The organism is Metapseudomonas boanensis, assembly GCF_018704125.1.
GTDB lineage: Bacteria > Pseudomonadota > Gammaproteobacteria > Pseudomonadales > Pseudomonadaceae > Metapseudomonas > Metapseudomonas boanensis.
In genome coordinates this window covers 560,001-581,547 of record NZ_JAGTIS010000002.1, presented here as the reverse complement: position 1 = coordinate 581,547, position 21,547 = coordinate 560,001, and the positions used below count along the sequence as shown (strand labels likewise).

The window sequence follows — 21,547 nt, the reverse complement described above, 5'->3', positions numbered from 1 at the left end:
ACGTGGCGCATTGACATGAGGTCAGCATGCCCGCAGTCCCCCACCGACTACCCCAATGGACCTGGTGGTTGCCGCTCCCACTCCTGTACCTGGCAACCTGGCTATCGTTGGGCACTCAAGCTGCAGGAGGTACCGCCTGGTACCTGCCGTTCGCGCTCGGGCTGGTGTTTTGCCTGTGGTGGGGTGAGCGGGTCTTCCCGGCGATCTATCTGAACGCCTTGCTCAGCGCATCGCTCTGGGATCTGGACTGGCCCTGGGCACCGCTCTATGCCGCCCCCGAAACGCTTAGCGTGGCGCTGGCCTGGTGGCTGCTGCGGCGAAACGGCAGCTCCGTTGCCCTGCAGGATTTTGCTCAGCTCTTGCGCTTCATGCTGCAGGGCGTCCTGTTGCCTGCGAGTCTGCTGGTTTTTGGTGAACTGGCGGCCCTGATGATGAGCGGGGCGACGCCTGCAGACGGCTTGGCCGACACTGCCCTGCTGGCATGGCTGAGTGCTTGCATGACCGCCCTGGTGGTGAGCCTGCCGTTGCTGACCTATCTCACACCCTGGCTTGGACGGCGGGGCTGGGGCGCCCATACCGGCGTGGCCTTGCCGGACTCGATGCACAAGTTGCCGCCCTGGTACCTGCTCCTGGCGTTGGTGATATTCATCCCCTGGTTGCTGTCGGTGGTCCCGCCGATGCTCATTCTGCCGCCCATTGGCCTGGTGATGATCGGCCTGGCCCTGGGCTGGGGGTTCCCCGGCGCGCTCTGTGGCGGTGGACTGACCGCCCTCACCGTACTGGCCATGCCGACCCTGAGGCAGTTGAGCGGAGTAGCCGACGGTTCGGAGCAGCAATGGAGCGTCGAGCTGTATTTCAGTGTGCTTCTGCTGATGCTCTCGGCCTTGCTGGTGGGCCGCAGTCTCAGCGACCTTCGCCTGGCCCTCAGCCGCCGCGACGAGATGCAGCGAGAGTTGGCCCTCAGCAACCTGGCGCTGCAGGCCAGCCCCCTTGCGGTGACCATCGCCGATGCACGGCAGGCGGACCAGCCACTGATCTACTGCAACCCGGCCTTCGAAGCCATGAGCGGCTACTCCCGTGAGGAAGCGCTGGGCAATAACTGGCGTTTCCTTTTGCACCACGACCGCAACCAGGCCGAGCTGCCGCGTCTGCAGGCGGCCCTGGAGCGTGGACAACCCTGCCATCTGGTGCTGCGCAACTACCGCAAGGACGGCGGGCTGTTCTGGAACGAAATCACCCTGGCGCCAATGCGCGACGAGCGGGGCATCAGCCACTTCGTTGCCCTGCAGCACGACGTCAGCTCCCGCGAGATGCTGGCGGAGGAGCTGGACACGCGACGCGAGGAACTGTTGCGTCAGACCCATCTGCTTAACCAGACCGAGGCGATTGCCGACATCGGCAGCTGGGTGTTGGATGTGGCCAGCCTGAGGATGTCCTGGAGCGAAGGCAGCTTCCGCCTCTACGAACTGGAGCCGGGCAGTGCCGTGCCCTCGCTGGACCAGATGATGAGCGTCTTCGACCCCGCCAGCCGCAGCCTGCTCGAACAAACCCTGGAGCACACCCTGCGTACCGCCGAGCCCTTCGACGTGGAGGTCCGCATGCCGAGCGCCAGGGGCAGCTCGCGCTGGCTGCGGATCAAGGGACTGGCAGAACACGACGGTGATCAGGTCATACGCATCTACGGGGCAATGCTAGACCTGACGTCGCAGAAACGTGCCGAGCGCCTGCAGCACGAGCGTGACAAGCACCTGCACCTGTTCTTCGAGGCGCCGTTGATCGGCATGGCGCTCTGCTCACCGGACCAACGTTGGGAGGAGGCCAACTTCAAGCTGTGCAGCATCCTCGGGCGGTCGCGCGAAGAGCTGCGTGGTGAAGACTGGATGGGCATGACGCTGCCGGACGACCGCGCGGCCGAGCTTGGCTTGCTCGAAGAGGTCCGCAGCGCCCGGCGTGACGGCTACGAGCTGGAGAAGCGCTTCCTGCGACCCAACGGTAGCGTGGTGCATACGCGGGTCAACATCCGCGGTGTGCGCGACTTGGACGGGCGGCTCTACGCATTGCTGGCATTGGTCGAGGACATCAGCGCGCGACGCGAGGCCGAGGCGCGCTATCGCACCCTGGTGGAGCACGCGCCCGAGGCCATCCTGGTCTTCGACTTGCAGCAAGGCATAGTCGAGGCCAACGACAACGCCGCACGCCTGTTCGGCATGCCCCGCGAGAAGCTGATCGGTCGCATGCCAACCAGTTTCAGCCCGGCCTTGCAGGCGGACGGGCGATCCTCCAAGGAGGTTGGACGCGCCTATGCCGCCGCCGCACTCAACGGGGATACACCGACCTTCGACTGGTTGATGCGCGACGCTGCCGGGCGCATCCGGCCCTGCGAGGTACGCTTGGTGCGCCTGCCCGGAGGCGGCCGGCCGCTGATTCGGTTGAGCATCACCGATATCTCCGAGCGCCAGCGCTACCAGCGGGAGATCGAGCGCCTGGCCTACAGCGACGAACTCACCGGCTTGCCGAACCGTCGTCTGCTCCTGGATCGCTTGCAGCACGCCATGGCTCGGGAAATCCGCGAGCAGCGCTATGGCGCCTTGCTGTTCATCGACCTCGACCACTTCAAGACCGTCAATGACAGCCTTGGTCACCCGGTGGGCGATGCCCTGCTGCGAGAGGTCACAACGCGCCTCGCGGGTTGCCTGCGCAGCGAAGACACCTTGGCCCGCCTGGGTGGCGATGAGTTTGTGGTACTGCTCGAAGCCATGGCGGACAGCCCTGAAAACGCCGGCAAACTCGCCGCTGAAGTGGGCGATAAACTCCTGCACAGCCTGCACGGCAGCTATGAACTTGGAAATCACCAGCTCACCGTCAGTGCGAGCATTGGCATCGCCCTGCACCCGTTCCACGGGCAGGTCGCCGCCGACGTCCTGAAACAGGCCGATACCGCCATGTACCGGGCCAAGCAGATCGGGCGCAACGCGCTGCACTTCTTCGCTCCGGAAATGCAGGCCGCCATCGACCATCGTCTGCAAATGCAGAGCGATCTGCGCCAGGCCATCGACCGCGACCAGCTCAGCCTGGCGTTCCAGCCGCAGCTGGCGCTGGCGGACGGTCGCGTACTCGGGGCCGAGGCCCTGCTGCGCTGGCGCCATCCCACGCGCGGTGATGTGCCGCCCGCGCAGTTCATCCCCCTGGCGGAGGAAACCGGCCTGATCGTCGAACTCGGTGACTGGCTGCTGGAGCACGCCTGTGCCAGCCTCGCTCGCTGGCAGGCCGACTGGCCGTGGTTGGTATTGGCGATCAACGTCAGCCCCCGGGAGCTGCGCAAGGCAGGCTTCGTCGAACGCATCAGCAACGCGCTACGCCGCCATGGCGTGCCCCCGGGCCGGCTGGAGCTGGAGATAACCGAAGGTAGCCTGCTGGAGGATGTGGAACAGTGCATCCTTGCCATGCAGGCGCTCAAGGTCCTGGGCGTACGCTTCGCCATCGACGACTTCGGCACGGGCTATTCCTCGCTGACCTACCTCAAGCGGCTGCCTCTGGACCGCCTGAAGATAGACCGCAGCTTCGTCGATGGCCTGGCGAGCGATGCCAGCGATGTGGCCCTGGTGGAGACCATTATCGCCATCGGCCGCAACCTGGGGTTGGAGTGCATTGCCGAGGGCATCGAGAACGAGGAGCAACTGACGATGCTGAACCAGCGGGGCTGCGAATCGGGGCAGGGGTATTTCTTCAGCCGCCCGCTGGACGAGGCGAGATTCCTGGGTTGGCTACGTGAGCGGCAGGTGAGCCAGGCCGTTGAGGGAAGCCTTTGAGTCGCCTTCTCCCTGACGCCCGGCAGGATGGGTTGAGCGGACTCATTCGCGAAAGCGGGTCAAAGCCCTAATGCTGTCCACGTGAGAAAAAACGCCGCTTTTCCTTCAGCAGGAGGGCGGCGTTTTTGGTTTTACACCATCACGAAGTTGTTTCTGCTGGGCAGGTATCTCTCGTAGGAGCGAGCTCTGCCCGCGAACCCGCCTCCTTCGCGAGCAAGCTCGCTCCTACAGGGCATGCAGCCAGCTGCAACACTTGACCGCTTCAGGTCAGCCCCCTCTCCCTCTGGGAGAGGGTTGGGGTGAGGGATGGTGGGCTGGAACTCCAGCGTATTTCGCCAGGGCATTCCCCCCCCCCCGGGGGGACTCGCGGACGAAAAAAAGCCCGGCCTCAGAGGGGCCGGGCTGGGTTCACGCACCTGGCGGGTGGCCGGGTGTTGCCTTGGGCTCTAAAGCCGGAGGCGGCAGCAATGGCTGCTGCACGAGAGAAAAACCCCGGCAGACGCTTGTGGCGCAACCAGGGGAGGCCGGGGCACGTGCCCAAGGTCTCATAAGCAATGCACGCACGCATTGAGTGCAAAGGTAAGAGCAAGCGCCATGCCAGCCGGGCGGAACGCTCTGCCTTGAGGCTTTGCGCCGATTGCTCGACGCTCGATGAGCGAAAACCTGCCGATCAGTCCTGCTCTTCTGCGGGATTTCCGCCACTGAAGCTGAGGTTGTGCTTCCGCAGCTTGTCCGACAGCGTCTTGCGCGGCAGGCCAAGGGCCTCGGCCACGCTGCGCAGCGAGCTGTGAGGACGGGTCAGCTCTGCGGCAATCAGGGCACGCTCGAACGCCTCCACTTGCTCACTAAGGCCGCCTTCGGTCTTCGGCAGTTCCGGCGGCGTGTTGTCGAGTGCCAGGTCCAGGCCGAGGGCAAAGCGTTCTGCAGCATTCTGCAGTTCGCGCACATTGCCCGGCCAGTTGTGGGTCAGCAGCAAGGCGCGCTGGCTGCTGTCCAGGCTGCGCGGTGCCATGCGATGGCGGTTGCTGGCGGCGTCGGCGAAATGCTGGAACAGCACCAGGGCATCCTCGCCACGCTCGCGCAGCGGCGGAATGCGAAGGCTGGCGACGTTCAGGCGGTAGTAAAGGTCAGCGCGGAAGCGGCCCTGGTCCGCAGCCTGGCGCAGGTCTTCCTTGGTGGCGGCGATGATGCGGATATCCAGCGGGATCAGCTGGTTGGCGCCAAGGCGCTCTACCACCCGCTCCTGCAGCAGGCGCAGCAGTTTCACCTGGACGTCCAGGCTCATGCTTTCGATTTCGTCGAGGAACACGGTGCCGCCATTGGCGAACTCGAACTTGCCGATACGGCGCTTCTGCGCCCCCGTGAAAGCGCCTTGTTCATGGCCGAACAGCTCGCTTTCCACCACGGACTCCGCCAGCGCTCCGGCGTTGATCGCGACGAACGGGCCATCGCGACGGGCCGACAGATCGTGCAGCGCACGCGCCACCACTTCCTTGCCGGCACCGGTTTCGCCGAGGATCAGCACGTCAGCGTTGGTCGCCGCAAGGGCGCCGATCTGCTCGCGCAAACGCTGCATGGCGGGCGATTGGCCGACCAGCCGGCCGCTGAGTTGCTGGCGGTCGGACAGGGCCAGGCGCAGGCTGCGGTTTTCCAGCACCAGGCGGCGCAGATCGAGGGCACGGCGCACGCTGTCCGCCAACTGGTCGCTGGGGAAGGGCTTTTCCAGAAAGTCGTAGGCACCGGCACGCATGGCCTGGACGGCGAGGGGCACGTCACCGTGGCCGGTGATCAGCAGCACGGGGAGGTCGGGGTCACGCTGGCGCAGTTGGGCCAGCAGTTCGAGGCCGTCGATGCCGGGCATGCGGATATCGCTGACCACCACGCCGGGCCAGTCTTTGTCGATCATCTCCGCCACGCCACGCGCTTCGCCCATGGCCTTCACCTTGAGGCCGGCCAGGTCGAGGGTCTGGCTGAGGGCTTGGCGCAGGTGCGGGTCGTCGTCGATCAGCAGCACCTGGGTGTGGGCGTCTAGCGTGGCGGTCATGCAGGGGAATCCTCGAGAGGCAGGGAGGTGACACCAGGGGCGGCGTTACGCATGCGCAGGGTCAGCAGGGCGCCCCCGTCAGGGTGGTTGGCAAAGACCAGCTCGCCGCCCAGCGCGCGCATCAGGCTATCGCAAATCGCCAGTCCCAGGCCAAGGCCCTGGGTGCTGGTCTTGGTAGTGAAGAAAGGCTCGCGTGCGCGGCGCAGGGCGTCTTCGGAAAAGCCTGGGCCATTGTCGCGAATGTGCAGTTCGACACCCTCGGTGGTGGTTACGGTGCTGAGCCAGATACGCCGGGGATGCGGCTTCTCCGCCAAGGCGTCGAGGGCGTTGGCGAGCAGATTGCCGAGGACCTGGCGCAGGCGGGTTTCGCCGGCCTGGACCCAGATTGGCGCATCCGGCAGGTCGCGGATCAGTTCCACCTCCATGGCGCGGCGACGTTTGGCGACCAGCGCCAGGGCGTCGTCCAGGGCGGGCTGCAGGGCCACGCTCTCGGGGGCATGTCGATCACGCCGGGCAAATGCACGTAGATGGGCGATGATCGAGGCCATGCGGCCGGTCAATTCACTGATCTGCTTGAGGTTGCCACGCGCATCGTCGAACCGCTGATGGTCGAGCAGCACACCCGCGTTGTCGGCGTAGCTGCGGATGGCGGCCAGGGGCTGGTTGAGCTCGTGGCTGATGCTGGCGGACATGGTGCCCAGGGCCGAGAGTTTGCTGGCCTGGACCAGCTCATCCTGGGCGCTGACCAGTTCCTGCTGGGCGTGTTCGCGCTCCAGCACTTCCTCCTTGAGGCGGCTGTTGAGCGCTTCCAGGTCACGGGTGCGCTCCAGCACGCGCATTTCCAGTTCGCGCCGTGCACTGGCATCCAGGGCGATGCGGTCCAGGTAGTGTCGGCGTCGTTGCATCAGCAGCCCGAGCAGCAGCAACAGGGCCAGCAGGGTGGCGCCAGCGATGGCGACCGTGGTGCTGACCTGGCGATCGATGAGCTGGCGCGGGGTGAGGATGCTGGCGGTCAGCCCGGTTTGGTTAAGCTCGCGACTCTGCGTGAGCCAGGCGTTGTCATCCAGTTCAAGCGGGGCCGGGGCCTGGGTCGGGTATGGCTGGTTGGCGGCGATGGCCGCACGCTCGGCATTGTCCAGTGGCCGGGTGGCCCGGAAGCGCCAATCGCTGCGGGAAGAGATGATCACCACGCCATTGGCGTCAGTCACCATCAGTTGTTCCGGCGTTTTCCCCCACAGCGTCTCGGCGTCGTCCAGGTCCACCTTCACCACCAGGATGCCGATGATCTTCGCGCCCTCGCGAACCGGGCTGGCGAAGAAGTAGCCGCGCTTGCGCGACGTGGTGCCAAGGCCGAAGAACCGCCCCTGTTTGCCGGCCAAGGCTTCGCGGAAGTACGGGCGGAAGGTGAAATTGCGGCCCACGAAGCTGTCAGGTTGGTCCCAGTTGGATGAGCTGAGCGTCTTGCCCTGCGGGCTCATCAGGTAGATCACATCAGCGCCGGTTTCCTGGCGAACCTCGGCCAGCAGTCTGTTGGCCTCGTCCTGCAGAGAGCCATCGTCCGGCGCGGCGAGCAGCGACCTGAGCGGCGGCAGGTCGGCCATGATCGGTGGCAACACCTCATAGCGGTGCAAGGTGCCCAGCAGGTTGGCCACGTAGAGGTCGAGGGTCTGGCGATTCTGTTCCGCCAAAGACTGGCTGTAGTAGCGCTCGCTCAGGTGCTGCACCGGCCACAGCAACGGGGCCAGCAGCAGAGCCAGCAGCACAAGGCTGCGCCAGCGGGGGCGATGGGGGAGGGGAGCGGCTGTCATGCGGACTCAATGCACCTGACGATGAGGCGCATTATGGCATCAGCTGGCCCGGTGAGCCTGCCTCGTACGTGAGGGGGGCGCAGGGTATTTGCTCGTGAAAATGCGGCATTCGCGAGCAAGCTCGCTCCTACATCAAGTTCGGCCTACTCCTGTAGGAGCCAGCTTGCTGGCGAATGCCCAGGGGCCGGCGAAGTCGCTCAACCTTGCTTGAGGCACGCCTCCAGGCCGGCGCGCCAATCCGGCAGGCGGACCTGCCAATCCCGCGCCAGCTTGCTGCAATCCAGCCGCGAGTTCAGCGGGCGCCGGGCCGGCGTCGGGTATTCGCTGGACGGAATCGGCAGCAGTCGCGCGCAGGGTTTGCCCTCGGCGCGCAAGTGGTCGGCGATGGCGCTGGCGAAACCGAACCACGAAGTCTCGCCCTGGGCGGTGAAGTGATAGACCCCCCATGCACGCGTGCCGGCTTGCCATTGGCGCACCAGTTGCGCCGTTGTCTGGGCGATGCTGCCAGCCCAGGTCGGCGCACCGATTTGATCGCTCACCACGCGCAGCTCGTCGCGCTCTTGCAGCAGCCGCTGCATGGTCAGCAGGAAATTGCGCCCATGCAGCGAATAGACCCAGCTGGTGCGCAGGATCAGATGCTCGCCACCCACCGCCTGAATCGCCTGCTCCCCGGCCAACTTGCTGCGACCGTAGACGCCAAGCGGGTTGGGAATATCGTCCTCGGTATAGGCGCCGTCTTTCTCGCCATCGAAGACGTAGTCCGTAGAGTAGTGGATCAGCGGAACGCCCAGGACCGCCGCTTCCTCGGCCAGCACGCCGGGTGCCGTCGCGTTGATCGCGAAGGCAACGTCCGGCTCGGTCTCTGCCAGGTCGACGGCCGTATGGGCGGCGGCATTGATGATCAGGTCTGGGGTCAGAGCGCGGACGTGCTGGCGAATCTCGTCGGGCTTTGCCAGGTCGAGTCGATCGCGCCCCAGGGCCATGACTTCGCCGGCGTCGGCCAGGCTCATCTGCAGCTCGCAGGCAACCTGGCCACTGTAGCCAGTGACCAGAATTTTCATGGGTATACGTCCGCGCCCTTGAAGTCGGTACCGACCCGATCTTTTGCAGAAAGCACGGGGGGAGCTGCCAGCGGCCAATCGATGGCCAGTTCGGGATCGTCCCAACGGATGCAACGTTCATGTTGCGGCGCATAGTAATCAGTGGCCTTGTACAGCACCTCAGCCGTCTCGCTGAGCACCAGGAAACCATGCGCGTAGCCTTCGGGGACCCACATCTGGTGCTTGTTCTCGGCGGACAGATAGGCCCCGACCCAACGGCCAAAGGTCGGCGAATTGCGGCGGATATCCACCGCCACATCGAAAACCTCGCCCTGGACGACACGCACCAGCTTGCCCTGGGCCTGTTGCAGTTGATAGTGCAGGCCGCGAAGCACGCCGCGTTGCGAGAGAGAATGGTTGTCCTGTACGAACTCCGGCGTCAGGCCGGTGGCTTGAGCGAACTCGCGTGCATTGAAGCTTTCGAAGAAGAAGCCGCGCTCATCGCCGAATACCCTGGGCTCCAGGATCAATACGTCCGCAAGCGCAGTTGCGGTTACCTTCACACGTGTTCTCCCGCCAATTTGAATAGGTACTGACCGTAGCCGGTCTTACCGAAGGTCTCAGCCCTGGCCAGCAACTGCTCCTTGGTGATCCAGCCGGCCTGGAATGCTATTTCCTCCAGGCAGGCCACCTTCAGCCCCTGGCGCTGCTCGATGGTCTGCACATACTGGGAGGCTAACAGCAGGTTGTCAGGGGTGCCGGTATCCAGCCAGGCGAAGCCTCGGCCAAAACGCTCGACACGTAGGTCACCTCGCGCGAGGTAGGCATTGTTGACGTCGGTGATCTCCAGTTCACCTCGCCATGATGGCTTCACCGCCTTGGCGATCTCGATCACGTCATTGTCATAGAAATACAGGCCGGTGACGGCGTAGCTCGACTTGGGCTGCATGGGCTTCTCCTCGATGGAGACCGCCCGACCTTCAGTGTCGAACTCAATCACGCCAAAGCGTTCCGGGTCGTTTACCCAATAGCCGAAAACGGTTGCGCCGCTCGGCTGGCTGGCCGCGCGTCTGAGCTGCTCGGTGAAGTGCTGGCCATGGAAGATATTGTCGCCGAGGATCAGGCACACCGAGTCATCGCCAATGAACTCCTCGCCAATCAGGAATGCCTGCGCCAGACCATCCGGCGACGGCTGCACCGCATAACTGAATTCGACGCCGAACTGGCTGCCGTCACCCAGAAGGTTGCGGTATTGCGGCAAGTCCTTCGGGGTGGAGATCACCAGGATCTCGCGGATGCCCGCGAGCATCAGGACCGAGAGCGGGTAATAGATCATCGGTTTGTCATAGATCGGCAGCAGCTGTTTGGAGACGCCCAAGGTGGTGGGGTGCAGGCGCGTGCCTGAGCCCCCGGCAAGGACGATCCCTTTCATACCGAGACTCCCAGTCGTTCACGTTGATAGCTGCCGTCCTGCACGCGGCGGCACCAGTCGAGGTTGTCGAGGTACCACTGCACGGTCTTGCGCAGGCCGGTTTCAAAGGTTTCCTGCGGGACCCAACCCAGTTCTCGCTTGATCTTGCCGGCATCGATGGCATAGCGCTGGTCGTGGCCCGGGCGGTCCTTCACGAAGGTAATCAGCTGCTCGAATCGCTGGATCCCTTCGGGCTTGTTCGGTGCCAACTCTTCCAGCAGCGCGCAGATGCCGCGCACTACATCGAGGTTCTTCTGCTCGTTGTGGCCACCGATGTTGTAAGTCTCGCCCACCGTGCCGCGCCTTACGACTTCGAGCAGCGCACGTGCATGGTCCTCGACATACAACCAGTCGCGGACCTGCTGGCCATCGCCGTATACCGGCAGCGGCTTGCCTTCGAGCGCGTTGAGGATCATCAGCGGGATCATCTTCTCGGGGAAGTGATAAGGGCCGTAATTGTTCGAGCAGTTGGTCACCAGCACCGGCAGGCCGTAGGTGCGGTGCCAGGCGCGGACCAGGTGATCGGAAGCCGCCTTGCTGGCCGAGTACGGCGAGCTCGGTGCATAGGGCGTGGTTTCGGTGAACAGGTCATCGACACCGTGCAGGTCGCCGTAAACCTCGTCGGTGGAAATGTGATGGAAGCGGAAGGCCGCCTTGCGGGCCTCTTCCAGGCCCTGCCAATAGGTGCGCACGCTTTCCAGCAGGCTGTAGGTACCCACGATGTTGGTCTGGATGAACGCCGCAGGCCCGTCGATGGAGCGGTCCACATGGGATTCCGCGGCCAGGTGCATCACCGCGTCCGGCTGGAAGCGGGCCAGGGCTGCGTCCACGGCTTTGCTATCGGCGATGTCGGCCTGGATGAACTGATAGCGAGGGTTGTCCGCCACGGTTTCAAGCGACTCGAGGTTGCCGGCGTACGTCAGCTTGTCCAGGTTGAGCACTTCGTGGCTCGTCTTCGTGAGCACGTAGCGAATCAGTGCCGAGCCAATGAAACCGGCTCCGCCAGTGACCAGAATTCGCATGTCTATTCCCCGAATTTGAAGATTTTCTGCATCGATTGTGGACCAGCATCCAGCCTTGCGCGTAAGCGGCCTGTGACTGGAATAATTGTACCCCCCTGGCAGAACCGTCGTTGGACGGAAAGCCTCGACGAATCAGCAGGGCCTGTCGCCGCGAACAAGACGCGGGCCTGCAGAGGACTGCTCTATTTCTCTGGGGCGGGCGGGTTGAGAATGGATGACAAACACGACGGTGTGCGCGGGTAACGTTTTCAGCGACGTATGAATGGCATCGTCCCGCCGTGTGCCCTATGTTCTTAACGTCAGGGGATGCAACACACGATGTTGTTGCCCGCAACATAAGCAGGGGAGTTTTTGCGGATGACCTCCAATAAGGAAAGCGCAGGTAGAGCCTGGTACGTGGTCCAGTGCAAGGTGCGCCAGGAAGAGCGCGCTGAGGAAAATCTGCGGCGTCAGGACTATGTCTGCTATCACCCCAAATTCAGGCGCGAGCGCCTGGTCAAAGGGCGGCGGGAGATCGCGGAAGAATCACTTTTCCCAGGCTACCTGTTCGTCCATCTCAGCCAGGAGGATAACTGGGGGCCCTTGCGCTCGACGCGGGGTGTCAATCGTATCGTGAGCTTTGGCAACCAGCCGGCGGTGCTCAGTGATGGCCTGATCGAACAACTCCAGCGGCGCGAACATGAGCCCTGCGTAGAGGAATTGCTGTCGATTGGTGAAAGGGTTCGTATCAATGAGGGGCCGTTCGCCGACCTCGAGGCCATTTTCCTGGCAATGGATGGGGAAACACGCGTCGTTCTTCTGCTCAATTTCCTGCAGCGCGAGCAGAAGCTCCTCATGCCGCTGACCGGAGTCAGGAAGCTCTGAAGGGTGTGTCGTTTTTCAGGCGTCAATCCAGCGGTCAATAGTGAGGTGGATCGCTCCGGCTATTCCCGACGCTCTCCAGTCTTTTGAAATAGCGCATCTCAAATGCCACAGGCGAATGCATCCTGGCGGTGGTCGGAGTCATGGGCATCTCGATGGCATCGCCCCCTCTGCATTGTCTTGGCAGCTACCCTGCCGTCTCACGCTGTTATCAGGCTATTGGCCTTGAAGAAGCGCTGCCAGACCGAGCTGCATGCGGCCAGCAAATCCACTCGGACAGCCCGTACTGCGCGGCATTCAGACACCGGACATCCTGTTTTTCGCTGCTCGAAGACCTCGCCGGTGTGCCCGTGTGGGCGGCCCCCATCGGCGATGGGCAGACCATCTTCGGCCGCTGGCTTTGACCGTCTCGATCTTGAGTTGACCGGGATGACACGGGTTGCCCGAGCCTCCTCCTGATGGGGCTCAGTTCCAGGTTGTGCAGGTCTCCACGACACCTGGGCCGATGAAAGAGTCGAGGGGAGGAGGAGCAGAGGGAATTCCGACTGACGGTTTTTGGGGCAATACAGGCGTCAGTTCACGTGATCTCCCCGCAACTATCCTTCCAAACGACATGGTGCGCTGAGCTGTATTCGGCGCGCCGGGTCGTAAGGATTTGCTTCTCATGCATCTGGATCTAGCACCACCGCTCTCAGGTTAAGGCGGAAAAAAACTTGGGGCGGTAGCGTGTCTGGCTACTCACATCGATGAAGGTGGCTCGCGGTTGTTCACAAGCGCCTTCGAGAAAAGCAGCGTTGTCGCAACACCCGATAACCGCCCGCTACTCAAAGCACAAGGGTGACGGATATCCATGCAGTATCCAATGAGGACGTTCGATATGCGTAAAGCGCTTTCCGTTCTTACCTTGGCTATGGCGCTGACTTCTGGTCAGGCTTTCGCTGACCAATCCACCCTGGCCGCTCTGCAGTCTGCAGGCATAGCCCTGACCGGAGCCCAGGCCAGGACCGTGGCTGCTGCGCATGGTGATGCTTTGGCCGACGCCATCGCCAATATCGTTGCCGCAAATTCTGAGGCAGCCACAACCATCGTTGCCGCTGCAGTAGGTGCCGCTCCGGACCAGGCTGCAGCCATCGTTGCCGCTGCCATAACCGCTGCTCCGGACCAGGCCTCAGCCATCATTGCCGCTGCCATAAACGCTGCTCCGGACCAGGCCCCAGCCATCGTTTCCGAAGCCGTGGCTGCCGCTCCTGGGCAGGCCCCAGACATTGCTGCTGCTGCCATGACCGCCGCTCCAGACCAGGCCTCGGCCATCATTACCGCTGCCGTAACGGCCGCTCCAGCCCAAGCCGCCTCGATCAGCAATGCCGCAAACAATGCCGCTGGCAACAACACTGCCTCGGCCAAAAACCGCTCCTCCAACACGACTGCCACCTCCAACCCGCCTAACAGCGTCGGTGGCCCTGATACCGCTCCCATAAGCGCCGCCCGAGCCCAAACTGCCGGGACCAACGACGCCGACAACAGCGCTACCTCGGCTGATACCAGTTCTGCCGCCACCTCCAGTTCGCCGAGCAGCAGCGGTGGCGGTGGCTCTGCCAGCCCAAATTAGTCGACTAAAACTCAGCTATAACAGTACCAATGCGTTACCTTAGGCGTCCGCATAGTTTTGCAATTTTCGCCAGCAAAGCCACAAAAAGGATCATTGGGGGCCCTATGTGCATGAGGTTGAAAGCAATTTCACTGGCTGCCGCCATTTCAGCAGCACTAACTGCAAATGCTTGGGCAATTGAGCCGCAATATATCAAGTTGTCCGAAAGCCTGACCTTCACCCCGACGCTCGAAGTGGGCGAGTGGTACGACGACAACTTCCGAGCAGTTGAAGAGAATGAGGAGTCTTCCTGGATAACCAGGATCGCCCCGACCTTCGTACTGGGCGCCAAAGGCCGCAAGAGTGCTTATGCGCTGACATACAAGGCTAGCAGCGACATTTTTCATTCGAGCCGCAAAGACGACAACACAGACCACTACCTGTTCGCAGATGCCGGGTTCATGTTCGATGCGCGCAACAATCTTAAGTTGAACGCGGGCTACCAACAGGTTGAGGACACGGACTCGAAGGACCAGAACGTCCAGAACGACAAGCCCACCACCAGCAATATTGGCGGCGTGTACACCTACGGTGCCAAGACCGCCCGTGCACAGGTCGATCTAGGTGCCAATTACGAGGAACTGCGCTATCGAAACACCGACCACATCAATGCCGAGAACGAGCGTGACACTACCGAACTCAGCAGCACCTTCTACTACCGTGTAGCACCCAAGACCCGCGCCTTGGTCGAGGCACGCCATACCGACTTCGAGTACGTTTCGAACGATCGCCTCAACAGCAACAACATCGCTCTGCTCGGCGGTCTGACCTGGGACGCCACCGCAAAGACCAGCGGCACCGTCAAGTTTGGTGGCGAGAAAAAGCGTTTTGATGAATCCGGCGTCGACGACCAGAGCGGTTCGATGTGGGAGGTGGGGGTCAGCTGGAAGCCGCGCACCTACTCGACGTTCAACCTGAATACCCGTCGTGCGATCGACGAAGGTGACGATGGTGCTTCCGCCATCAAGGTCCAGAGCGCTACCTTGAGCTGGAAGCACGACTGGCTCGAGCGCTTGAGCTCCGACGTCAGCTACAGCTACTCCGACGAGGAGTACCAGGACATCGATCGTGACGACAAGATCAAGAGCCTGGGCCTGGGCCTGACCTACAAGATGCGCCGTTGGTTGGATGTGGGTGTCGGCTACACATACGCCGAAGACGATTCCACCGCCATTGGCGAAAGCTATGAACGCAACATCTACATGATCCGTTTCACCGGCAGTCTCTGACTTTGCGTCCGTAGAAAAACAGGGGGCGCTTGCCCCCTTTCGTTACTTCGATATCTTCAGGAGTAAACGAACCAAATGATCATTCGACTCTTTTCCAGACTGATTCTCGGCCTACTGCTGCTCAACAGCGGCATTGTGCAAGCGGAGGGCAATTCCCAATACAAGCTCGCTTCTGGAGATGTCATCCGCATCAGTGTCTTCGGTGAGAAGGATCTCAGTTTCGAAAAACTCCGCCTGACCGATGCCGGCACCTTCTCCTACCCATTCATTGGTGAGGTCCAGGCCAAAGGCAAAACTGCTGCCGAGATCGAGCAGATCATCGTCAACAAGCTCAAGGGCGACTACCTGGTCGATCCGCGCGTATCGGTCAGCGTCCTGCAGTACCGAGAATTCTTCATCAGTGGCGAGGTGAAGACCCCTGGTGGTTACCCCTTCCAGCCAGGGTTGACCCTGCGTCGGGCCGTCGCTCTTGCCGGCGGACTCACCGAGCGTGCCTCGGACAAGCGCATCACCATCATCCGCGACCACGATGCCAGCCGCACTCCCGAGCCGGCCACCCTCGACACGCTGGTCTTGCCTGGCGACACCATCACGATCGACCAGGGCTTCTTCTAAAGAGCAAGCCATCGTCCCGGCAAACCTGGGAACGGACCGCATCACGCGGCCTGCCCTGCTGATGCCTGAGCGCCGTTAACTTTTTCAGGGTGTCCCACTCATGGAAAGTAATACGCATATCATCGAGCGCAGCCTGATTGGCCAACGTCCGGAAGCAGTCGACTACGAGATTGACCTGCTCAAACTGTGGCGCACTGTCTGGCACCGAAAGTGGAGCATTCTCAGCCTGGTGCTGGTGGTCACCATGGTCACCATCCTTGCGGTGTTCGCCATTACCCCCATTTACCGCGCTGCCGCCACCCTGATAATCGAGGAGAAGACCGCCAAGGTCCTTTCCATCGAGCAAGTCTACGGCGCGGAGGGAGCTGGAAGCGAATACCTGCAGACACAATTCGAGCTACTGAAGTCGCGTGCTTTGGCCGAACGCGTGGTACGCCAGCTGAACCTGACCACACATTCCGAGTTCGACCCTCGGCAGCAGCCTGAACCCCTGATCGACTTCCGTGGTGTGCTGGGCCATCTGGATTTCAATAAGGTCGTACCTGTGACGCTGCCGGGCGACCTGGAAGCAGGGGACGGCCCCACCGAAGCGCAAATCTTCGATTCGGTTACCAGGGCCTTCATGGACCGCATCAGCGTAGAGCCGCAAGGCAGAAGCCAGTTGGTCAGGGTGCAGGTGGACATGTCAGATCCGCACACGGCCGCCCTGGCTGCCAATGCCATGGCCAATGGCTTTATCGAAAGCCAGCTGGAAGCGCGTATGGAAATGTCCATGACAGCCGCCAACTGGATGAACAGTCGCCTGGGCGAATTGCGCACCAAGCTCAAGGACGCGGAAGACCGGCTGCAGGCCTTCCGGGAAGCGGAGAATCTGGTAGACGTGAAGGGCGTGGTCACCATCAGCGCCGCCGAACTGTCCAGCACCAGCGACCGCATGATCGACGCGCGCCGCCAGCGTGCCGAAGCCGAAAGCCAATACCGTCAGGTCCAGGCCATGCGCAGCAGTGGCTGGCAGCGCCTGGCAAGCGTGCCGGCGGTGCTGGGTCACCCACTCATCCAGCAGTTCAAGGCAGAGGAGGCCAGGGCCAGGGCCAAAGTCGAAGAGTTGTCTCGCCGCTACGGCGCTCGCCACCCGTCCATGGAGGCCGCCCGCTCCGAACTGAGTGCAGCCTCCGCCAGCCTGCGCGGCCAGGTCGAACAGGTGGTGGCCGGCATCGAACGTAACTACCAACTGGCGGTAGCCAACGAGGGCTCGTTGCAGGCCTCGTTCAACGCCAACAAATCGCAGATCCAGAACATTTCGCGCAAGGAGTTCAAGCTGCGTGAGCTGCAGCGCGAGGTCGATGCCAACCGCGCGGTCTACGACACCTTCATGACCCGCCTGAAGGAAACCACCGCCACTTCTGACCTGGAAAGCGCAAATGCCCGGGTGGTGGATCTGGCTGCAGTGCCTACCGCCCCGATCGCGCCGAAAAAGACGCAGATCATCGCCGTCGCAGCCTTGATTGCCCTGGGTTTTGGGGTCGTGCTGACCCTGTTGCTGGACAAGCTGAACAACACCGTCAAGAACACTGAGCAGTTGGAGAGCCGCCTTAACATTCCGGTGCTTGGCATCCTGCCACTCCTGAAGCGCAAGCAGCGCAGCCAGCTCGCCCGCATGTTCGCCGCCGACACGGACAAGTGCTTTTCCGAGGCGATCCGGACCATCCGGACCGGGGTGGTGCTCTCTGGAGTCGACAATCCGCATCGGGTAATCGTCGTGACCTCCTCGGCTCCCGGAGAGGGCAAGAGTACCGTCTCGGCCAACCTGGCCTTCGCTCTGGGGCAGATGGAAAGGGTTCTGCTGATCGATGCGGACCTACGTCGACCAAGCTTGGCCAGGAGTTTCGAGTTCCCGGTAGGCACCCCGGGCCTGGCCAACCTGATCGCCGGCACTGCCACGCTGGAAGACTGCATCAAGCAGGTCGATGGTATCGACATGATTGGCGCAGGCAGCGTGCCGCCCAATCCGCTCGAGCTGCTCTCCTCGCCACGCTTTGCAAAGGTCTTCGAAGCACTCAAAGGCAAGTACGAGCGAATCATCATCGACTCGCCACCGACACAGGCGGTCAGCGATACCGTGCTCCTGGCCACCTTCGCCAACTCCGTGATCTACGTGGTCAAGTCAGCCGCCACCGCCGTTCCGTTGGTGGAGAGGGGCGTCGGCCAGCTGCTGCAGAACAACGTCCCGGTGAACGGCTTTGTTCTCAACCAGGTAGATATCAAGAAGGCCAAGCGATACGGCTACAGCTACGGTGGGTACTACGACTACTACGGCTACAGCAATATCAAGCAGGTGTGAGCACAGTCACCTTGTGGCAAGTGCAAAGGTTTTGACTGACTGAGTTGTGGACGACACATGACCGCCGAGACCCAGGGCCTGTAGGGGCGAAATCACTCGCAAGCGGATTTCGCGAGCAAGAGCCAAGCGCCCCCCTGGTTCCAGAAAGTCAGATCAAAGCATGACCTTATCGGCGTCCAGCCGCTAAGGCTTTGATTCGCGTTGAGCGTATTGCCTACCAACGCACCCCTACCCTGGAATATCCAGCAGCAGTCTCTGCTGCAGGCAATGTCTTGCCCGCGAGAAACCAGCCAAGGAGTCGGGTTTCCTGATTGATCAGGACTCACTCCTGCCCGTTCGATGAAAGGTTTCAACAACCGCCATGATCGACTTGCACAACCATTTGCTACCCGGCATCGATGACGGGGCCCCCGACCTCGAAGCTTCCCTTGCACTGGCGCGCATAGCCGTTCAGGACGGTACCACTCACCTGGTCTGCACGCCGCATATCCACCCAGGTCGATACGACAACACACTGGCCAGCATCCAGGACGCAAAAGCTCAATTCGATGCTGTGCTGAAGGAGCAGGGCATTCCCCTGCGGGTGGCTGCAGCCGCGGAAGTGCGCTTTGGCGTGGAACTGATGATGGGTGTCAGCCAAGGGGCGATTCCCTTCCTGGGCCGATGGCAGGGCAAGCAGGTCCTGCTGCTCGAATTTCCCCACGGAGAAATACCTTTCGGCGCCGAGCGTCTGATCAGCTGGCTGCTGCAACGCAACATCGTGCCGATGATCGCCCACCCTGAGCGCAACAAGGACCTCATGCGCACACCGTCCAGGCTCAAGCCATTGCTTGAGCTGGGCTGCCTGCTCCAAGTCACGGCCGGGTCCGTGGCCGGCCGCTTTGGCCCCGCCGCCGAGGCGCTTGCCCGCGCCCTGCTGGAACAAGGTGTGGTCACCGTACTCGCCAGCGATGCCCACAACCTGCAGCATCGCCCGCCCATGCTCAGCGAGGGTATGCAGCATGCAGTTCGTATCGTCGGTGATGCCAGGGCCGAATCCTTGGTTCTGCATACACCTTGGGAAATCGCCCAGAGCCATTTCGCATGAGCGTCAGCCAATCGCTCGACCGGCCAGGCAGCCGGAAGCGGCACTCGCATGCGAGTTCGCGAGGTGAGCGCGTGATCATGCAGCACGTGCCAGTTCTGTTGCTGGTGCTGTTGTCCTTCGTGCTGATGGTCATGGGGGCGTACATGCTGCTGGCTGGCATTGCCAGCTATCAGGCCGAAGCTTTCATCAGCTCATGGGATAAACAGGGTAGAGAACCCAGTGTTGTCGCCTGGGAAATTGCCCACAACGCGGCACAGCGCGCCATCAGACTCTACCCGGTCGCTGATGGCGATCGGCTGGACCGCCTCGGACGTATCTACAGCTGGAAACAATTTCGTCAGCCCTATGCCGCCCCTGCTGCGCAGCACTCTCGCCGTGCCGCTCTCGAAACATACCGTGCCGCGATAGCTGCACGGCCGAGTTGGCCTTACACCTGGGCGCGCCTGGCTCACAGCAAACTTTACCTTCAGGAATTCGATAGCGAGTTCGATCAGGCCATGGCCCAGGCATTCCGGCTCGGCCCATGGCGTATCGGGGTGAACCTCGAGCTGGCCGAAATCGGCTTTGACGCCTGGCCGCAGTTAAACGAAGCCCAGCGTCAGGCAACCCGCGAATCGACCAGGCGCAGCGCGGCTTTCGGAAATGCAGAGGCTCAGCATCTACTCGAGATCGCCCAGCGAACTGGCCGGATCAGGGTGCTGTGCGAGAGCCTGAGCCACGAGCTCATAAGCATGCGCAAGCTCGCGCCGTGCGTGCATTAGTGCTACAGCAACCCGTCGAGATTCGTGCATTTCCGTGAGTGCTGGCCTGTCGGCATTCGCCAGCAAGCTGGCTCCTACAAGGAATTGCAGGGCCGCGGGACAGTTATTACGAGGCAGCACACCAGGTAACAACGCCGAATGTGTCGGCACCAATGGACAAAACCGCAAGGAGCGCATGACCCACGCTTTGCCACAGGCAGTAAAGAGCAAGCGCACCGTTGCAGGTATTCGTCGTGTCACAGTCCGAAGCAACAGCACCAGCACGCCAGGGTGCATCTACCAGCAGGCGCGACACCCGTGTTCAAACAGGGCGTCGCTTGATTTTCTTGGGGCGTGGCCTGACGTTCTGGGGCCAATGGCTGGCGGCCGTCAGTCTGCTCATTACGCTGCTCTGTGTCCTTGCGCTGATGAAGACCGGAGAGATCGGCTTGCACTACCGCATGCTGGCGCTGCTTGCCCTGGTCGGCTCCGTGCCCGTTTACTCCTTGATGCGGGTCTATCACAAGAAGCATGGCTACCTGGTTGGCCTTTGCCGTTTGCTCGGTGGCTGGTTGATTCTACTGGGCGGCCTTGCGGCTGCCGCGTATGTCACCAATACCAGCGAGCTGTTCTCCCGTGAAGTGACATTCACCTGGGCCTTGCTCGGCTTCGCCCTGCAGGCAGGCGCCTATATACCGTTGCATACCTTTGCCCAGGGTTATGACCGCAAGCAGCAAGCCGCTCGCACCTCACTGATCATTGGCACTGGCGAGCTGGCCTGCAATCTGGCGGACAGGCTCCTGGAATACAAGTACGGCCCGGTGGCAGGTCTGGTCGCTGCGGGTGAAGAAGAGCTCCCGAGCAGCAATCGGTACCCCGTCATCGGCAATCTGGCGCACGTGCGTGAGCTGATCGTCTCCCATCACATCAGTCGTCTCTACATCGCACTGCCACTGGCTTCAGCCGAAAAGATCCAGGACCTGTACTTCGACCTGCTCGATGCCAATGTCGACGTGGTCTGGCTGCCAGACCTCCACACCATCATGCCGCTCAACCACTCCGTTGGCGACATCGAAGGCATGCCGGCCATTCACTTGAATAAATGCCCGCTCTCGGTCTATCCGAGTGCCGCCCTGAGCAAGTCGCTGATGGATCGCACATTGGCTCTGCTGGCGATCGTTGTCCTCAGTCCGGTGTTGCTGGCCACTGCCATTGCCGTGAAGTATTCGTCGCCCGGCCCAATCCTGTTCAAGCAGAAGCGCCACGGCTGGAATGGAACCGTCATCCAGGTATGGAAGTTCCGTTCCATGCAGTTACACGAAGACCCTCGGGTCAAGCAGGCCAGTCGCGACGACCCGCGCATCACTCGCGTCGGTCGCTTCATCCGTCGCACTTCCATCGACGAATTGCCGCAGCTGTTCAATGTATTGCAAGGTCAGATGTCCCTAGTCGGCCCGCGCCCGCACGCCATCGAGCATAACAACTACTACACCGGCAAGGTCTCCGCCTATATGGCCCGCCACCGGATCAAGCCCGGCATTACCGGTCTGGCCCAGATCAGTGGCTGCCGGGGCGAAACCGAAACAATCGACAAAATGCAAAAACGCGTTGAACTGGACCTGGCCTATATCAACAACTGGTCGTTGTGGCTGGATATAAAAATTCTGTTCCAGACGCCTTTCTCCCTGTTCTCCAGAGACATCTATTAATAAAGCGTCCCAGCCGCAGCCAAGCTTCCTTTCTGAGCGGCTTGGTCTCCGATTCAAATTGATGCGGCCATAAGAGCCTCACAGACCTCCAGCCCTTCGCGATGCAACACGCGCATCGAAGCG

Annotated in this window: 15 protein-coding genes; 9 read left to right on the top strand and 6 right to left on the bottom strand. The window is 62.0% G+C overall.

Annotated features, from left to right (window positions below; all coding sequences use genetic code 11):
- Positions 1–26: 26 nt before the first annotated feature.
- Positions 27–3,809, top strand: a complete 3,783-nt coding sequence (locus J7302_RS06670; RefSeq protein ID WP_215372064.1) for a bifunctional diguanylate cyclase/phosphodiesterase — start codon at positions 27–29, stop codon at positions 3,807–3,809.
- A 670-nt stretch (positions 3,810–4,479) separates the two neighbouring features.
- Here J7302_RS06670 and J7302_RS06665 read toward each other — a convergent pair.
- The 6 genes from J7302_RS06665 to rfbB form a co-directional block, all read right to left on the bottom strand.
- Complete coding sequence (locus J7302_RS06665; protein ID WP_215372062.1) at positions 4,480–5,853, bottom strand: sigma-54-dependent transcriptional regulator; 1,374 nt, start codon at positions 5,851–5,853, stop codon at positions 4,480–4,482.
- Positions 5,850–7,661 (bottom strand): sensor histidine kinase, encoded by a 1,812-nt coding sequence (locus J7302_RS06660; RefSeq protein ID WP_215372060.1) that lies wholly within the window; start codon positions 7,659–7,661, stop codon positions 5,850–5,852. The genes J7302_RS06665 and J7302_RS06660 overlap by 4 nt, the downstream gene beginning before the upstream one ends.
- Before the next feature lie 197 nt (positions 7,662–7,858).
- Complete coding sequence (gene rfbD, locus J7302_RS06655; RefSeq protein WP_215372057.1) at positions 7,859–8,722, bottom strand: dTDP-4-dehydrorhamnose reductase; 864 nt, start codon at positions 8,720–8,722, stop codon at positions 7,859–7,861.
- Complete coding sequence (gene rfbC, locus J7302_RS06650) at positions 8,719–9,264, bottom strand: dTDP-4-dehydrorhamnose 3,5-epimerase (RefSeq protein ID WP_215372055.1); 546 nt, start codon at positions 9,262–9,264, stop codon at positions 8,719–8,721. Before rfbC ends, rfbD begins: the two co-directional genes overlap by 4 nt.
- On the bottom strand, positions 9,261–10,133 hold the full coding sequence (gene rfbA, locus J7302_RS06645) for a glucose-1-phosphate thymidylyltransferase RfbA (protein WP_215372053.1): 873 nt from the start codon (positions 10,131–10,133) through the stop codon (positions 9,261–9,263). Before rfbA ends, rfbC begins: the two co-directional genes overlap by 4 nt.
- Positions 10,130–11,194, bottom strand: a complete 1,065-nt coding sequence (rfbB, locus tag J7302_RS06640) for a dTDP-glucose 4,6-dehydratase (RefSeq protein WP_215372050.1) — start codon at positions 11,192–11,194, stop codon at positions 10,130–10,132. Before rfbB ends, rfbA begins: the two co-directional genes overlap by 4 nt.
- 357 nt (positions 11,195–11,551) lie before the next feature.
- On the opposite strand from rfbB, the gene rfaH reads away from it, so the two are divergent.
- The 8 genes from rfaH to J7302_RS06600 all read left to right on the top strand — a co-directional run bounded on the left by rfaH (position 11,552) and on the right by J7302_RS06600 (position 21,424).
- On the top strand, positions 11,552–12,058 hold the full coding sequence (gene rfaH / locus J7302_RS06635) for a transcription/translation regulatory transformer protein RfaH (protein WP_215372480.1): 507 nt from the start codon (positions 11,552–11,554) through the stop codon (positions 12,056–12,058).
- A gap of 874 nt (positions 12,059–12,932) precedes the next feature.
- Positions 12,933–13,664 (top strand): hypothetical protein, encoded by a 732-nt coding sequence (locus J7302_RS06630; protein WP_215372048.1) that lies wholly within the window; start codon positions 12,933–12,935, stop codon positions 13,662–13,664.
- Between the two features lie 197 nt (positions 13,665–13,861).
- Positions 13,862–14,932, top strand: a complete 1,071-nt coding sequence (locus J7302_RS06625; RefSeq protein WP_215372046.1) for an outer membrane beta-barrel protein — start codon at positions 13,862–13,864, stop codon at positions 14,930–14,932.
- Positions 14,933–15,007: 75 nt separating this feature from the next.
- Positions 15,008–15,547: a polysaccharide biosynthesis/export family protein gene (locus J7302_RS06620; protein WP_215372044.1), complete on the top strand. Its 540-nt coding sequence runs from the start codon at positions 15,008–15,010 to the stop codon at positions 15,545–15,547.
- 100 nt (positions 15,548–15,647) lie between these two features.
- Positions 15,648–17,888, top strand: coding sequence for a GumC family protein (locus tag J7302_RS06615; RefSeq protein ID WP_215372042.1), 2,241 nt, complete (start codon positions 15,648–15,650; stop codon positions 17,886–17,888).
- A 361-nt stretch (positions 17,889–18,249) separates the two neighbouring features.
- Positions 18,250–18,975: a tyrosine-protein phosphatase gene (locus J7302_RS06610; RefSeq protein WP_215372040.1), complete on the top strand. Its 726-nt coding sequence runs from the start codon at positions 18,250–18,252 to the stop codon at positions 18,973–18,975.
- Entirely contained in the window at positions 18,972–19,736 is a 765-nt protein-coding gene (locus tag J7302_RS06605; RefSeq protein WP_215372037.1) for a hypothetical protein, read from the top strand. The genes J7302_RS06610 and J7302_RS06605 overlap by 4 nt, the downstream gene beginning before the upstream one ends.
- A gap of 317 nt (positions 19,737–20,053) precedes the next feature.
- The gene (locus tag J7302_RS06600; RefSeq protein WP_251701886.1) at positions 20,054–21,424 is read left to right on the top strand and encodes an undecaprenyl-phosphate glucose phosphotransferase; all 1,371 of its coding nucleotides are present in this window, start codon (positions 20,054–20,056) and stop codon (positions 21,422–21,424) included.
- Positions 21,425–21,547 lie beyond the last annotated feature (123 nt).

Bases quoted from the DNA above. Each gene is read 5' to 3' on its own strand.
- rfbD (WP_215372057.1), bottom strand. From the start codon at position 8,722: ATGAAAATTCTGGTCACTGGCTACAGTGGCCAGGTTGCCTGCGAGCTG.
- J7302_RS06620 (WP_215372044.1), top strand. From the start codon at position 15,008: ATGATCATTCGACTCTTTTCCAGACTGATTCTCGGCCTACTGCTGCTC.
- J7302_RS06665 (WP_215372062.1), bottom strand. From the start codon at position 5,853: ATGACCGCCACGCTAGACGCCCACACCCAGGTGCTGCTGATCGACGAC.
- J7302_RS06605 (WP_215372037.1), top strand. From the start codon at position 18,972: ATGAGCGTCAGCCAATCGCTCGACCGGCCAGGCAGCCGGAAGCGGCAC.
- J7302_RS06610 (WP_215372040.1), top strand. From the start codon at position 18,250: ATGATCGACTTGCACAACCATTTGCTACCCGGCATCGATGACGGGGCC.
- J7302_RS06670 (WP_215372064.1), top strand. From the start codon at position 27: ATGCCCGCAGTCCCCCACCGACTACCCCAATGGACCTGGTGGTTGCCG.
- J7302_RS06630 (WP_215372048.1), top strand. From the start codon at position 12,933: ATGCGTAAAGCGCTTTCCGTTCTTACCTTGGCTATGGCGCTGACTTCT.
- rfaH (WP_215372480.1), top strand. From the start codon at position 11,552: ATGACCTCCAATAAGGAAAGCGCAGGTAGAGCCTGGTACGTGGTCCAG.
- rfbA (WP_215372053.1), bottom strand. From the start codon at position 10,133: ATGAAAGGGATCGTCCTTGCCGGGGGCTCAGGCACGCGCCTGCACCCC.
- rfbB (WP_215372050.1), bottom strand. From the start codon at position 11,194: ATGCGAATTCTGGTCACTGGCGGAGCCGGTTTCATTGGCTCGGCACTG.
- J7302_RS06660 (WP_215372060.1), bottom strand. From the start codon at position 7,661: ATGACAGCCGCTCCCCTCCCCCATCGCCCCCGCTGGCGCAGCCTTGTG.
- J7302_RS06615 (WP_215372042.1), top strand. From the start codon at position 15,648: ATGGAAAGTAATACGCATATCATCGAGCGCAGCCTGATTGGCCAACGT.